14 protein-coding genes are annotated in these 14,227 nt (G+C 66.0%); 2 read left to right on the top strand and 12 right to left on the bottom strand.

Annotation, left to right across the window (positions count from 1 at the left end):
* Positions 1-40: 40 nt before the first annotated feature.
* The 8 genes from pheT to hisN all read right to left on the bottom strand — a co-directional run bounded on the left by pheT (position 41) and on the right by hisN (position 7,650).
* Entirely contained in the window at positions 41-2,452 is a 2,412-nt protein-coding gene (gene pheT / locus ACZ1JC_RS12420; RefSeq protein ID WP_465136570.1) for a phenylalanine--tRNA ligase subunit beta, read from the bottom strand.
* A 20-nt stretch (positions 2,453-2,472) separates the two neighbouring features.
* Positions 2,473-3,570 carry a phenylalanine--tRNA ligase subunit alpha gene (gene pheS / locus ACZ1JC_RS12415; RefSeq protein WP_465136571.1) on the bottom strand — a complete coding sequence of 366 codons (1,098 nt, stop codon included), beginning with the start codon at positions 3,568-3,570 and terminating at the stop codon, positions 2,473-2,475.
* A gap of 123 nt (positions 3,571-3,693) precedes the next feature.
* Positions 3,694-4,566, bottom strand: coding sequence for a helix-turn-helix domain-containing protein (locus tag ACZ1JC_RS12410; protein ID WP_465136572.1), 873 nt, complete (start codon positions 4,564-4,566; stop codon positions 3,694-3,696).
* 209 nt (positions 4,567-4,775) lie between these two features.
* Complete coding sequence (rplT, locus tag ACZ1JC_RS12405; protein ID WP_465136573.1) at positions 4,776-5,135, bottom strand: 50S ribosomal protein L20; 360 nt, start codon at positions 5,133-5,135, stop codon at positions 4,776-4,778.
* Between the two features lie 13 nt (positions 5,136-5,148).
* The gene (rpmI, locus tag ACZ1JC_RS12400) at positions 5,149-5,352 is read right to left on the bottom strand and encodes a 50S ribosomal protein L35 (protein WP_021232722.1); all 204 of its coding nucleotides are present in this window, start codon (positions 5,350-5,352) and stop codon (positions 5,149-5,151) included.
* Between the two features lie 283 nt (positions 5,353-5,635).
* Positions 5,636-6,394 (bottom strand): SDR family oxidoreductase, encoded by a 759-nt coding sequence (locus tag ACZ1JC_RS12395; protein ID WP_465136574.1) that lies wholly within the window; start codon positions 6,392-6,394, stop codon positions 5,636-5,638.
* A gap of 10 nt (positions 6,395-6,404) precedes the next feature.
* Entirely contained in the window at positions 6,405-6,839 is a 435-nt protein-coding gene (locus ACZ1JC_RS12390; RefSeq protein WP_465136575.1) for a gamma-glutamylcyclotransferase family protein, read from the bottom strand.
* 28 nt (positions 6,840-6,867) lie between these two features.
* Positions 6,868-7,650, bottom strand: a complete 783-nt coding sequence (gene hisN, locus ACZ1JC_RS12385; protein ID WP_465136576.1) for a histidinol-phosphatase — start codon at positions 7,648-7,650, stop codon at positions 6,868-6,870.
* Positions 7,651-7,828: 178 nt separating this feature from the next.
* Here hisN and ACZ1JC_RS12380 point away from each other — a divergent pair, with 178 nt between their 5' ends.
* On the top strand, positions 7,829-8,773 hold the full coding sequence (locus tag ACZ1JC_RS12380) for a helix-turn-helix transcriptional regulator (RefSeq protein WP_465136577.1): 945 nt from the start codon (positions 7,829-7,831) through the stop codon (positions 8,771-8,773).
* Positions 8,774-8,954: 181 nt separating this feature from the next.
* On the opposite strand, the gene ACZ1JC_RS12375 is transcribed toward ACZ1JC_RS12380, so the two are convergent.
* Together ACZ1JC_RS12375 and glpX are read right to left on the bottom strand one after the other, a co-directional pair.
* Positions 8,955-9,890, bottom strand: coding sequence for a ribose-phosphate pyrophosphokinase (locus tag ACZ1JC_RS12375; RefSeq protein ID WP_395329365.1), 936 nt, complete (start codon positions 9,888-9,890; stop codon positions 8,955-8,957).
* A 194-nt stretch (positions 9,891-10,084) separates the two neighbouring features.
* Positions 10,085-11,059 carry a class II fructose-bisphosphatase gene (gene glpX, locus ACZ1JC_RS12370; RefSeq protein WP_465136578.1) on the bottom strand — a complete coding sequence of 325 codons (975 nt, stop codon included), beginning with the start codon at positions 11,057-11,059 and terminating at the stop codon, positions 10,085-10,087.
* A 67-nt stretch (positions 11,060-11,126) separates the two neighbouring features.
* Between glpX and ACZ1JC_RS12365 the strand changes: the two genes are divergently transcribed.
* Positions 11,127-11,642 (top strand): hypothetical protein, encoded by a 516-nt coding sequence (locus tag ACZ1JC_RS12365; RefSeq protein ID WP_465136579.1) that lies wholly within the window; start codon positions 11,127-11,129, stop codon positions 11,640-11,642.
* 174 nt (positions 11,643-11,816) lie between these two features.
* Here ACZ1JC_RS12365 and ACZ1JC_RS12360 read toward each other — a convergent pair whose 3' ends face one another.
* Positions 11,817-13,124: a homoserine dehydrogenase gene (locus ACZ1JC_RS12360; protein ID WP_395329371.1), complete on the bottom strand. Its 1,308-nt coding sequence runs from the start codon at positions 13,122-13,124 to the stop codon at positions 11,817-11,819.
* Positions 13,125-13,223: 99 nt separating this feature from the next.
* Positions 13,224-14,090: a hypothetical protein gene (locus tag ACZ1JC_RS12355; protein WP_465136580.1), complete on the bottom strand. Its 867-nt coding sequence runs from the start codon at positions 14,088-14,090 to the stop codon at positions 13,224-13,226.
* Positions 14,091-14,227 lie beyond the last annotated feature (137 nt).

Raw genomic sequence — 14,227 nt, 5'->3', positions numbered from 1 at the left:
CGATCTTCCCTTTTCCTCAGCAGCTTCTTCAGCCGCCCGATCAACCGCGCAGCACGGCCCCAAGCTTGGCGGCGGCGGCGGTCACCTTGTCGCTGATCGCCTTGAGATCCTCCTCCTTGTAGCTCTTTTCGAGCGGCTGGAGAGTGACTTCAAGCGCGAGCGACTTCTGCCCTTCCGGCACGCCGGCCCCACGGAAATCGTCGAAGAGGCGGGCCGAGACGATGTTCGCCTTGTCCGCACCCGCAACCATGCGGACGAGATCGCCCGCGGGCAGTTCCGCAGGCACCAGGAACGCATAGTCGCGCGTCACCGCCTGCAGCGCCGGGGGCGCGTAGCGGGTACGGGCGAAAGTGGCGGCACCCTTCTTGCCGGGGATGGCATCGAGATAGATCTCGGCAATCGCCACCGGGCCTTCGAGGTCGAACTGCTTGGCGACCGCCGGGTGCAGCATGCCGAAGCGCGCCAGCACGTTCTTGGGCCCAAGGCGCAGCGTGGCCGACTGGCCGGGGTGGAACTGCGAACCAGCCTCACCCATGACCTGCAGCTTTTCGACCGGGGCACCGGCTTCGGCCAGCAGCGCGGTCACTTCGGCCTTGGCGTCATAAGCGTCGAACGCAGTCGCCTTGCCGGTCGCCCAGCCGCGCGAGACCTTCTCACCGGCCAGCACGAAGCCCAGCGCCAGACGCTCGTCGCTCGCACCGCCCTCGCCGCGCAGATAGCGACGGCCCAGTTCGAACAGGCGCAGCGACGAGGCGCCGCGATCGAGGTTGCGCTTGGCCGCCATCAACAGGCCCGGCAGCAGCGAGGGCCGCATGACCTTCATGTCCTCGCTGATCGGGTTGGCCAGCGTCCAGAGAGCCCCGTTACCTTCGGCGAAGGCATCGGCTTCGGCCGAGGGCAGGAACGACCATGTGACCGCCTCGTGCAGCCCGCGCGCGGCAGCGGCGCGGCGAACGCGGCGTTCCAGTGCCTGCGTCGGCGTGGCGGTCGGACGAGCGACGCCGTCAGCACGCGGCAGGGCGACGCTGGTGACCTTGTCGAGACCGTGGATGCGGACGACTTCCTCAACGATGTCGGGCGCGCCGTCCACATCGGGACGCCAACCGGGAACGGTGACGGCCCAAGCCTTATCGAAACCGGCTTCCTGCGCGACGACCGCGAAGCCAAGGCTCTCAAGGATGCGCTGCTGCTCGCCCGGGTCGATCGCCACGCCGCCCAGCTTCTCGGTCAGCGCCGGATCGAAGTGGACGATCTTTGGCGTGGCCGGGGCCGCACCGCTGCGCACCGCCTGCGAAGCCTCACCGCCGCACAGCGTCTGGATCAACTTGGTCAGGTGGTCGAGGCCGGTATCGAGGAAGTTCGGATCGATCCCGCGCTCGAAACGGCTGCGCGCGTCCGAGGTGAGATTGAGCTTGCGGCCCGTCTTGGCGATGCGCTCGGGATCGAAGTAGGCGATTTCGAGCAGGACGTCGGTGGTCTCGTCGCCGCAGCCCGAATGCTCGCCGCCCATGATGCCGGCAATATCGTGCACGCCCGAATCGTCGGCGATCACCGTCATCTCGGCGTCGAGCGTGTAGGTCTTTTCGTTCAGCGCGACGACCGTCTCGCCGTCCTTGGCGCGGCGTGCGACGACGGCGCCGTTCAGCTTGGCAAGGTCATAGGCGTGGGCCGGGCGACCATAGGCCAGCATCAGGTAGTTGGTGGCATCGACCAGCGCCGAGATCGGACGCTGACCGGCCGCCTTCAGGCGATCCTGCAGCCACTGCGGCGAGGGGCCGTTCTTCACGCCCTTGATCACGCGGCCATAGAATGCAGGGCAACCCTCGGCATCGTCGGTGCGCACGTCCACCGGGCAGGGGAAGCTGCCGGCGATATCCAGCGCCTCGATCGGCTTCAGCGTGCCGATGCCGACGGCGGCGAGATCGCGCGCGATGCCGTAGACGCCCATGCAGTCCGGGCGGTTGGGGGTGATGGCCACCTCGATCACCGGATCGGCGCCGTGATAATCCGCGAAAGGCGTGCCGACCGGTGCGTCTTCAGGCAGTTCAATGATGCCGTCGTGATCTTCGCCCAGCTCCAGCTCGCGCGTGGAGCACATCATGCCGTTCGATTCGACGCCGCGCACGGCCGCGACCTTCAGCACCATGCCGTTGGCGGGCACGGTCGCGCCGGGAAGGCCGAGCACGCCGACAAGACCCGCGCGCGCATTCGGCGCGCCGCAGACGACCTGGAGCACGCCTTCACCCGTATCCACGGTGAGGACCTGCAATTTGTCCGCCTGCGGATGCTTGTCCGCGGTCAGCACCTTGGCCACGCGAAAACCGGCCAGCTTGGCGGCGGGATCCTCGATGCCTTCGACCTCAAGACCGATGGCGTTGAGCTTCAGGGCAATATCCTCAAGCGAGGAGTCGGTCTCAAGGTACTGCTTGAGCCAGGAAAGCGAGAACTTCATTTTCTAAATCCTTCCCGCGCTCAAGCCGGAGTGCCAACGCCGCCCGAAAGGGTCGGCACATCGAGGGCGGAGAAACCGTAGTGGGAGAGCCAGCGGACATCGCCGTCGAAGAAGGCGCGCAAGTCGTCCATGCCGTACTTCAGCATGGCAAGGCGATCGATGCCGATGCCGAAGGCGAAACCCTGCCATTCATCGGGATCGAGCCCGGCGAATTCGATGACGCGGCGGTTGACCATGCCCGAGCCGAGCACTTCCATCCAGCCGCCCTCGCCCTTCGACGGATCGCCGCCGATCACGCGCTTGCCGTCGATCAGGGTGAAGCCGATGTCCGCTTCCACCGAAGGCTCGGTGAAGGGGAAGTAGCTGGGACGCAGACGCAGGACGATGTCCTCACGCTCGAAGAACGCCTTCAGGAAGGTCTCCAGCGTCCACTTCAGGTGGCCGAGGTGGACGTTCTTGTCGATCACCAGACCTTCGACCTGGTGGAACATCGGCGTGTGGGTGGCGTCGCTGTCAGAGCGATAGACGCGGCCCGGCGCGATGATGCGCAGCGGCGCACCCTGCGCCAGCATCGTGCGCATCTGCACCGGCGAGGTGTGCGTGCGCAGCAGCATCTCGCGGTTCTTCGCGTCACGGTCCGGGAAATAGAACGTGTCGTGCATCGCGCGCGCGGGGTGGCTTTCCGGCATGTTGAGCGCGGTGAAGTTGTGCCAGTCGTCCTCGATCTCCGGCCCGGTGGCGACCGAGAAGCCAAGGTCGGCGAAGATCTCGGCAATCTCGTCCATCACTTGCGAGATCGGGTGGACGGTGCCGCGCGGCGCTTCGGGCGCGGGCAGCGAGAGGTCGATCGTCTCGGCGGCGAGGCGGGCGTTCAGTGCCGCCGTCTCCAGCGCGTCCTTGCGGGCGGTGAGCGCCTCGCTCACACTTTCGCGCAAGGTGTGGATCTTGGGGCCTTCGACCTTGCGCTCTTCGGGATCGAGCTTGCCCAGCGTCTTCAGCAGGCCGGAGATCGATCCCTGCTTGCCCAGAAACTCGACACGCAGGGCCTCCAGCGTTTCGAGATCGGATGCTTCCGCAATCCGCGAGAGCGCCTCCTGGCCGGTTGCTGCGTAGTCCACTGGTGTCTGCCTGACTGTTGCTGATATCTGGAAGCGCGGTCCTTAAGGGGACCGGGCAAGAATCGCAACGGCGCGCGTCTGTTTGGAAAATGCCCGAATGGGCATTTTCGTGCGGCAGCAGCCCTATCCCGTCGCAAGACGTGCCGAGGCGGCATGGCGGGCAAGGCGGGCCCGTTCGCGCAGCAGCGTTTCGGTCAGGGGCTTTTCCAGTGCGGCATATTCACGCGGCGTCATGCCCATGAACGCGCGGAAGTCGCGCACGAACTGGGCCTGGTCGTGATAGGCCTCATCCATCGCCGCCACCCATTTGAGGCTGGGCGAAAGCGTGAATTGCTCGACGCTGCGCAGGAAGCGCTGGCGGCGTAACAGAAGCTTGGGCGAAAAACCGAAGGCGGCGCGGCATACCCGCTCCACCATGCGCGGATGCGCGCCGACGGCGGCGGCCAGATCGGCAGCGGTGCGCAGTTCAGGATCGACCAGCGCGCGGCCGATCGCCCCGATCAGCACTTCGTGCGGAACCGGGCGCGGGTGAATACCGCCCAGGAAGGTTACCAGCCGATCGAGGTGAACGCCGGGCGATACCTGCTCATCGGCGAGAAGTTCGTACAGCGGGCGAAAGCGGGCGAAGGCATCGTCCTGCTCTCCGTCGACAAGCCTGTCTGCATAGCGGTCCGCCGGCACGTCCGTCAGCGCCGCCCAGCCCAGTGGCGAGAGGCGCAAACCCCATTGCCGGGCCTGCCCCATCGAAAACGACACTTCCTGCGAACGCGGTCCGCCTACCGAAAAGCGGCAACCGTCGATCCGGCTGCCCGAACGCATGCTGGCAACGATCGGCGCGCCGTAGTGAAAACGCAAAGTCGCCCAATCGGGGCACAGGACATCGTGCAGACGTTCGTCGTCTCCGATCTCCACTTCGCAGTAAAACAAGGTCGAGACATAGCGTTCTAGGCCCGGAGGAACCGGGCAGTACTGGATGATTACCCGCCTGGCTGTCATTCCCTGTTTTCTCTTGGCGCCGCCACGCCCCCTTCGCTTGAAGCGTACCGGGACTTGCACGGGCGCGCAAAACAATTCGGCCGAAACGATTGGGTCAAAACGGATGGACCGAAACGATCACGCCGAAGCCATCAGCCTGAAACAATTAGGGGCGCGAGTGCCGTAACACCCGCGCCCCGTAACTGTTGTCGCTGATCGCGATTGCTGGCTTACGCCGGCAGCGCGGCCTTCGCCTGCGCGATCACGGTCGAGAACACCGAACCCTCGTTCATGGCGAGGTCGGCCATCGCCTTGCGATCGAGTTCGATGCCGGCAAGCTTGATGCCGTGCATGAACTGCGAATAGGTCAGGCCTTCAGCGCGGACGGCAGCGTTGATACGCTGGATCCACAGGGCGCGGAAGGTCCGCTTCTTGATCTTGCGGTCGCGGTACGCGTACTGGCCGGCCTTTTCGACGGCCTGGCGGGCAACGCGGATCGTGTTCTTACGACGGCCGCGGTAACCCTTGGCCTGGTCCAGAATACGCTTGTGCTTGGCGCGGGTGGTTACGCCCCTCTTGATACGGCTCATAGGTCAGTACTCCTCAGTTGAGCCCGTAGGGCGCCCACTTCTTGATCGTCTTGGCATCGGCGTCGGAAATGACTTCGGTGCCGCGATTCTGGCGGATGTACTTACCGTTGTGGCTCATCAGGCGGTGACGCTTGCCGGCAACGCCGTGCTTCACCTTGCCGGTGGCGGTGAGCTTGAAGCGCTTCTTCACACCGCTCTTGGTCTTCAGCTTGGGCATTTCGTTTCCTTTCACAGGGACACGTCCGGTCAGCCATGGCAGCCCTTTTCGCCAGGCCGACCCGCGAATCTCCTGACGGAGACTCAACCGTGTCGATTGAAGGGGGCGCCTTTAGTGGGAGAATGGCAGGAACGCAAGCGAGTCATTTGCCGAGTGCGCCTTCGCCATCCGTCGAAGGCTTGCGGCACCGGCCCACGCCCCCACCCGAGCTCCCATCAAGGGTACACTGTGGGAGGTCGGGTGGGGGCGTGGGCCGGTGCCGCATTCGGGCGGCAGCCCGCAATCAGGCGTAGATCATCTTGCGGGTCATGCCGCCATCAACGACGATCTGCTGACCGGTGACGAAGCCGCCTCCCTCGCCCGCCAGCCATTCGACGGTGGCGGCAATGTCCTCCACCACGCCGACGCGGCCGACCGGATGCTGGGCAAGATCCGCATCCGAATATTCCGGCTCGCGGCGCTTGGCGGCTTTCTGCCAGGGTCCGGTCTCGATCCAGCCCGGCAATACGGCATTGACGCGGATCTCCGGCCCCAGCCCGATGGCCATGGCATGAGTCAGTGCGCAGAGCCCGCCCTTCGAGGCAGCATAGGCATAAGAGTCCGGCTCCGACTGCAAGGCGCGGGTCGATGCGATGTGGACCACGCTGGCCGGCGCGGCCGCGCGCAGGAGGCTCAGCGCCTCGCGCGTGCAGAGGAAAGCCGCGGTAAGACTGGAATCGATCCAGCGCTGCCAGCTTTCCAGCGTCAGGTCTTCCAGCGGGCCGCCGTTCGGATTGGCGATCCCGGCATTGTTGACCAGCAGGTGCACGGCATCGGTCCATTCCCCGATCCGGGTGAAGGCCGCGCGCACCGCCGGTTCGCTGCCGGCGTCGCAGGTGATCGGCAGGAAGCGGTTCCCCGGCAACAGTACCGCCAGTTCGTCCAGCGCCTCTCCGTCGAGATCGATCGCGGCGACACGCCAGCCCAGCGCCGCGAAGTGCATGACCAGCCCACGCCCGATACCCGCGCCGCCGCCCGTCACGATTGCCGTCTTGATCGCCATGTCCGCCTCCTCACGCGCCGTTGCGCAGAGTGGTAAAAGCCTGCCGCCCGGTCCGTTCCAGCCAGCCGAGATAGTTGCCGTCGCGGATCACCGGCGCCGCATCGGGCAGGGCCACGCGCCAGCAATAGACCTGCGCCCGCGCGCTGCCGCCCGTGGCGGTACGCACCGGCAGGCTGACGCGCCGATATTCGCGCCCCTCGTAACGGTCCAGCCGGGCTAGATCGCCCGGTTTCAAGGCCAGCCGGCAGAGCGTTCCCTGCACCCGCGCACCGGATCGTGCGGGGACCAGCGCCGGGAACCAGCCGTTGCCGCCCTTCACCGCGCGGATACGCCCCGGCACGCGCGCGGGCTGCGCGCTTTCCAGCCGTGCCGCTATCCATTCCCCCATGCGCGTTCCCGCATGGGGCTGCAGTGTGCCATAAACGAAGAGGCTGACCCTGCGCACCGGCGACTCCGTCAATGCTAGTGGGCGCTCAGTGATCGCAGGCCATCGCCTCGACCACGTCTTCCAGACGCGCTGGATCGCCGATCGCAAGGACATGGCCTTCGGACTGCGCGTGAAGCGGTTCGCCATTCCAGTCGCACATCGTGCCGCCGGCGCCTTCGACGATGGGCACCAGCGCCGCCCAGTCGTGCAGCTTCAGCCCCGCCTCGCACACGAGGTCGATCTGGCCGGAGGCGAGCAAGCCATAGTTATAGCAGTCGCCGCCCATCATCATGCGCTTGTGGTCGGTCTTGGCCGCCAGCGACATGAAGTGTTCGCCTTCATGATCGTCGAAGTATTGCGGGCCGGTGGTCGCCAGCATCGCATCGGCCAGTTCGCGGCAGGGGCGCGTGCGCACTTCCTTGCCATTGAAGGTCGTCGCCATGCCGCTGGCCCCCACCCAGCGCTCGCCCAGGATCGGCTGGTCGATCACCCCCAACACCGGCCAGCCATCGACCAGCAGCGCGATCAGCGTGCCGAAGATCGGCCGCCCGGCGATGAAGGAGACGGTGCCGTCGATCGGATCGAGCACCCAGGTCCGCCCGGAAGTGCCCTCCTCCGTTCCGAACTCCTCGCCAATGATGCCATCGCGCGGGACTTCGGCCTTGAGGATACGCCGCATGGCCTCCTCCGCCGCCTGATCGGCAATGGTGACGGGCGACGCGTCCGGCTTGCGCACGGCCGTGAGGCCGGACCGGAAGTGCGGCCTGATCGCCTCTCCCGCCGCATCGGCGAGTCGCAGGGCGAAGGCGATATCCTGATCGAGTTTCATGGGCGATCTCCTGCCTGCATCGATGGCGACAGGTCAAGCACCGCCCAAAAAATCCCAAGGCTGGCAGAAAATTGACCCTGAGCGGAACCCTTATGTGTTTTTCTCACATTGCGACAGAATGCGCGCCATCCTATCCCCGTGTCGGGGGGCATATCTTCTCTTCTGCAAGAGTAGGGGCATGCTGCGAAGAAAACTCCCGGCTATCGATCCGGCGATCGCGCCGGAACAGGGATATACAAGGGACGGCCAGCCGCTTTCGTACAATCGCGCGCCGGCGGCCGATCTCGCGCCGTGGATCGCGCGGCTTTACGTGACGCGGGTAAGCGCGCCGGCGGACTACACGCTGTCGTGCGGGCTGTTCAACGATACCGCGATGCTGCGCATCCAGACCGAGGGAAGCTGGTCGGCGGAAACGGCGGACGGCCATCGGCGGCTATGCCATTCGGCGCTGTTCTTCGGCCCGCAGTCGCGCCGGATGCCGGTGTCGGTAACGGGCAGCTTCACCAGCGTCGGCCTGGCGCTGCGCCCCGGCGCGTGTACCGCGATGCAGGGCCCGCGCGTGGGCGATTTCGTGGACCGGCTGGTCAGCACCAGCGCGGTGGCGATGCCATCCGAACGGTTCCTGGCCATGCTGGAACCCGGCGCGCCAGTAGAAGAGTGGCTGCAACATCTGGAACAGGCGTTTCGCAACCGGATCGAACAGATGGGTTGCCCGCCACCCGATCCGGTCACCGTCCGGTTTGAGGCGATCAGCTACCGCGACCCGTCGATGACGGTCAGCGATGCCGCGCGCGAATGCGGGGTGGACCGCCGCACGCTGGAGCGTGTGGTGAACCGCGATTTCGGCATGCCGCCCAAGCAAGTGCTGCGCCGCGCCCGCGCGCTGGACATGGCCAGCTATCTGCGCGGCGTGGCCGACAGCGACGAGGCGGACGAGATCGCCCTGCGCTATTACGACGAGAGCCACCTGATCCATGAGTTCACCGAACTGTTCGGCATGTCGCCCAGCCAGTTCGTGAAGCGGCCACTGCCGATCCTGACGCTGGCGCTGGAATCGCGACAGGCCCGCCGGCTGGAAGCGCTGAACCGCCTGCAGCCGGGGCAGATCAGGCCCTGGGAATAGAGCGCGAATAAACGAAAAGGGCCGGCACCTCGCGGCACCGGCCCTTTCGAAACTCGCGGACTAGAGCATTTTCTAATCAGGTGGAATCACCTGATGACTCGGAAAATGCGCCAAACCAAAAACTTAGAGCAGTCGATCCGACGCAGTCGGGTCGCAAACTGTTCTAAGACGTCCGACCCGCTCAGTCGAACAGGCTGGAGACCGAGCTTTCGTCCGCGATGCGGCGGATCGCCTCGCCGATCAGCGGCGCGATCGTCAGGATGCGGATCTTGTCCGAAGCCTTGGCATCGTCGGTCGCCTGAATCGAATCGGTGATCACCAGTTCCTTCAGCGCCGAGTTGGTGACGCGCGAAACCGCCGCGCCCGAAAGCACACCGTGGGTGATGTAGGCGGTAACGCTGGTGGCGCCTTCGTCCATCAGCGCCTGCGCGGCGTTGCACAGGGTGCCGCCGGAATCGATGATGTCGTCGATCAGGATGCAGGCGCGGCCCTTCACGTCACCGATGATGTTCATCACTTCCGACTGGCCGGGCTTGTCACGGCGCTTGTCGACGATGGCGAGCGGCGCGTTGTCGAGGCGCTTGGCCAGCGCACGGGCACGCACCACGCCGCCGACGTCGGGCGAAACCACCATCAGCGACTGGTCGCCGTAACGCGCCTGGATGTCGGCAGCCATGACCGGCGCTGCAAACAGGTTGTCGGTGGGGATATCGAAGAAGCCCTGGATCTGGCCGGCGTGCAGGTCGACCGAGAGAACGCGGTCGGCGCCGGCCTCGGTCAGCAGGTTGGCCACCAGCTTGGCCGAGATCGGCGTGCGCGGGCCAGGCTTGCGGTCCTGGCGGGCGTAACCGAAGTAGGGGATCACGGCGGTGATGCGCTTGGCCGAAGCACGACGCAGCGCGTCGATGCAGATCAGCAGCTCCATCAGGTTGTCGTTGACCGGATAGCTGGTCGGCTGGACGACGAAGACGTCCTCACCGCGCACGTTCTCGTGGATTTCGACGAAGATTTCCTCGTCGGCGAAGCGGCGTACCGCGGCATCGGTCAGCGGCAGCTCCAGATAGCCCGCGATGGCCCGCGCGAGCGGAAGGTTGCTGTTGCCGGACATGATCTTCATGGCGAATCCCCGAGACGGCTGTGTGGTTGATGGGTGGCGGAACGCGCCCGCCTCTACTCATGAGTCATCGGATTGCAACAGAAAGCATGGCCCCGTCACCGTGACTCGCCCCAGAATGGGAAGGCACAAGAACGGCAAAAGGCCGGCCCGAAGCATCCTCCGGACCGGCCTTTTAGCAGGTAAGCACCTGAAATTCAGCCGCGAACGCGATGTTCGCCCTTGATCCAGCGCACCGTGCCGGAACTGGCGCGCATCACCACGCTCTCGGTCGTCATCTTGCCGCCCTTCAGGCGCTTCACGCCCTGAAGCAGCGAACCGTCGGTCACGCCGGTGGCCGCGAAGATGCAATCGCCCTTGGCCAGGTCGCGCAGCTTGTAGATCTTGTCGAGATCCTCGATCCCCCACTTGCGGGCGCGGGCGCGCTCGTCATCGTTGCGGAACAGCAGGCGGCCCTGGATCTGGCCGCCGACGCAGCGCAGTGCCGCCGCCGCCAACACGCCTTCCGGCGCGCCGCCCGAACCCATGTACATGTCGATCGTGGTATTCTCGTCGGTCACCGCGATCACGCCGGCCACGTCGCCGTCACCGATCAGCACGACGCCGCAACCGATGGCGCGCAGTTCGGCGATCAGTTCGGCATGGCGCGGACGATCGAGCACGCAGACGATGATTTCCTCGGGCTTCACGCCCTTGGCCGCGGCCACCGCCTTGACGTTTTCGGTCGGGCTCTTGGTCAGGTCGATAATGTCTTCGGGATAGCCGGGGCCGACGGCCAGCTTTTCCATGTAGACGTCGGGCGCATTGAGCAGGCCGCCCTCTTCCGCCGCCGCCAGCACCGCCAGTGCGTTGGGGCCGGCCTTCGCGGTGATCGTGGTGCCCTCCAGCGGATCGAGCGCGATATCGATCTTCGGGCCGCGATCGGGGGCGCCGCCCACCTTCTCGCCGATGAACAGCATCGGCGCCTCGTCGCGCTCGCCCTCGCCGATCACTACGGTGCCGTCCATATAAAGCGTGTCGAACGCTTTGCGCATCGCTTCGACCGCGGCATGATCGGCCGCTTTCTCGTCCCCGCGCCCAACCAGTTCGGAGGCTGCGATGGCTGCCGCCTCGGTTACGCGGACCATCTCCAGAACAAGAACGCGATCGAGGACTTTACTTGCTTCGGGCATGATCACTCCGCATTAAGGCGTGGAGGGAATAAGGTTCGGGCTGGGGGCTTAGACAGAGGAATACCAATTGTCGAGAACGTGGCGTGCGCTGTTCGCAATCGCGATCTTCCATTCCGTAGCCGCGCCTTTGCTGGCGCCCGAAGTTGCATTTGCGCAGGATGCTTCCGCCGCGTCCGCCTCTGGGCAGACCACCGCGCAGAGCGGCGGATCGGTGTCCGATGCGGATCGGGCCATGGCGGAAAGAATGATGTCCGCCGGACGCATCGTACCCGATACCTCCCACCGCACTTGCGTAAGGCAGGGGCGCCCGGGCGAAATCGTCGTCTGCGCGCCGGATGAGGATCAGTTTCGCGTCGATTCCTCGGCCGACAGCGACCCCACGGGCAAGGCCGGCACCGACGACGGCCGCCTCCGCCCGCCCAATTTCGAAAAGAACATCGGCGGCGTGTCGGTGGCGAAGGGCTGCTTCATCCCGCCCTGCCCGCCCGCACAGCCGCTTATCATCGACCTGTCACAGATCCCCGAGGCCCCGGCCGGTTCGGACGCAGACCGTGTGGCGAAAGGCGAGTTGCGCGCGCATTGATTGATGTTTGTTGGGTGCGCTCGTCACATCCGTGACGAGCTTGCGGCACCAGCCCGCTCCCCCACCCGACCTCCCAGATCCTACCCCGTAGGGGAGGTCGGGTGGGGGAGCGGGCTGGTGCCGCCGAAACAGGCGGATGCCTGTTTCGCCCGGGCGCGAGCCCGGACAAAACTCTTACCGTTCGATGATCTGCATCACCAACGGCGCGGCGGTCAGACTGTCGGAGCCTTCCAGAACGCGCACCGCCTCGCGAACGGCCGATTCGGGCCCTTCATGGGTGACGATGGCCAGGATCACCTCGCCCTCCTGCCCGGCGTCGCCCTTCTGGATCATGCTGGCGATCGAAACCCCGGCATCGCGCATGGCGGCTGTGATATCGGCCAGCACACCCGGGCGGTCCGGCACCGTGAAGCGGATATAGCTGCGGCTGCGGCGGTGGCCGGTCGCCGCCGGCTCCATCGCTTCCAGTTCCCCCGCCGGCATCGAGAAGGCAGCCCCCTTCTCGCCGCGCGCGATATCGATGATATCGGCCACCACCGCGCTCGCGGTCGGGCCATCACCGGCGCCGGCGCCCTGGAACAGCAGGCGGCCCATGAAGTTGCCTTCGGCCACGACCGCATTGGTGGCGCCGTCTACATGGGCCAGCGGATGGTCGAACGGCACCAGATGCGGATGCACGCGCTGGAACAGCCGCGCGGTGCCATCGGCGCGGTCGATCTCGCTCATGCCGATCAGGCGGATCACATAACCCAGCGAACGGGCCTGCTCGATATCGGCCGCCTTCACGCGCGAGATGCCGGTGGTCTCCACCGTATCGAAGCGCAGCCGCGAACCGAAGGCGATGGCCGCCAGGATCGAGAGCTTGTGCCCGGCGTCGATCCCCTCGATGTCGAAAGTGGGATCGGCCTCGGCATAGCCCATGCGCTGCGCCTCGGCGAGCACGTCGCCGAAATCGCGGCCGGTGTCCTCCATGGTGGAGAGTATGTAATTGCAGGTGCCGTTCAGGATGCCGTAGACGCGCTCTATCGCATTGGCGGCGGCGCCTTCGCTCAGCCCCTTGATCACCGGGATGCCGCCGGCGACGGCCGCCTCGAACTTCAGCGCTACGCCGGCCGCTTCGGCGGCGGAGGCCAGTTCCAGCCCGTGGTGCGCGATCATCGCCTTGTTGGCGGTGACCAGCCCCTTGCCCTGCGCGATGGCATTGCGCGCCAGCGCCAGCGCCGGACCGTCCGATCCGCCGACCATCTCCACCACCACGTCGACATCGGGCCGCGCGGCCAGAGCCGCGGTATCGTCCACCCAGTCGTAACGGGAAAGGTCGACCCCGCGGTCCTTGGTGCGATCGCGCGCGCTGACGGCGGCGATCCGGATGGGGCGGCGCGCGCGCCGGGCAATCAGTTCGGCATTGGTCTCGATCAGACGGACAACGCCCGCCCCGACCGTGCCGAGACCGGCTAGCGCAATATTCAGCGGTTCAACCATGGAGTTCCCTTTCGCGAGCGCGCCCTAAGCGAGCCCACCGGGAAATTCCAGTACCTTCGCATGTAATCGAGGCAATGGCGGCGCGAAAATTACCTGCCCTCAGCGCTTGTCCAGATTGCGCGTGCAGGGTCCAAGCTGGTTCAGCACCATGCGATAGTCCGCCGCGGCCTGGCGCATCGCCTCCATTCCCTCGGACACATTGGCCCGGGCCGGTGGATTCGCCGGCAGGAAGCAAGCCAGACGATACCACTCCAGCGTCTCTGGCTGGGGCGGGTGGCCGGTGTTGGCGACCAGTTCAGAGAACGACACTCCCCACGCCGGCGCCGCGCCCGGCTGATGGACCACGGTGATCGAGGCGGCAGAGCCGTTGTGGGTATTCAGGAAAATCTGCGTTTCGCCCTGTCCGGCCAGGTTGCCCGGCACGAACAGCATCTCGCGCACGCCGGTGATTCGCGCCGGTGCATCGGGCGAGACCAGCGCCTTCAGGATGCCGCGCAGGCGGGCCTCAGCCGGTTCGCTCCACAGCTGCTGCGCCGTCGGCGTCACCAACTGCAGTTCCCCGGGCCGCCCAGGAACGGCACGCGCGAACAGCAGCACGTCCACCTTCTTCAATGCCGGCGGCTTGCCGCGGGCATCAAGCGGAAGGTCCACCAGATAGGCGAAGGATTCGCCGATCGGTGCCGAGCCGGTCAGCAGCGCGCGTGTCTCGGCATTGACGTAGAAACGGCCCATCCCGGGCGTCAACCCCGGCGCGCGCTCGTCCTCAACCCGGGCCATCTTGCGCACGGTGGCGCGCACGACGATTCCCGCCGATTCGGACAGTGTTGCAAGGTCGGCAAAACTGGCCTCGCGCAGCATGGGCGTGTCGGCCTGCGGCGCCTGTGCCTGCGCCGATGCCGGAAGGACTTGCACGGCCAAAGAGGCGCATGCCAGGTTCAGGACGAGACGGGGCAGATTCGCAGGCATTGTCTAAACTCTCCGGGAAACGCGGGGTCTGGCCTTAGCGGCTTGTGCCTGGCAGCACAAACACCCCCACCGCGCTTGGAACTTAACACCCCTGAATCAAGTGTTAACGGTGCGATTGCCGATAAGGCGTTGCACAG

The sequence above is a fragment of the Sphingomonas sp. BL-S-28 genome (genome assembly GCF_055521515.1).
This window is presented reverse-complemented; position numbering and strand designations above follow the sequence as displayed.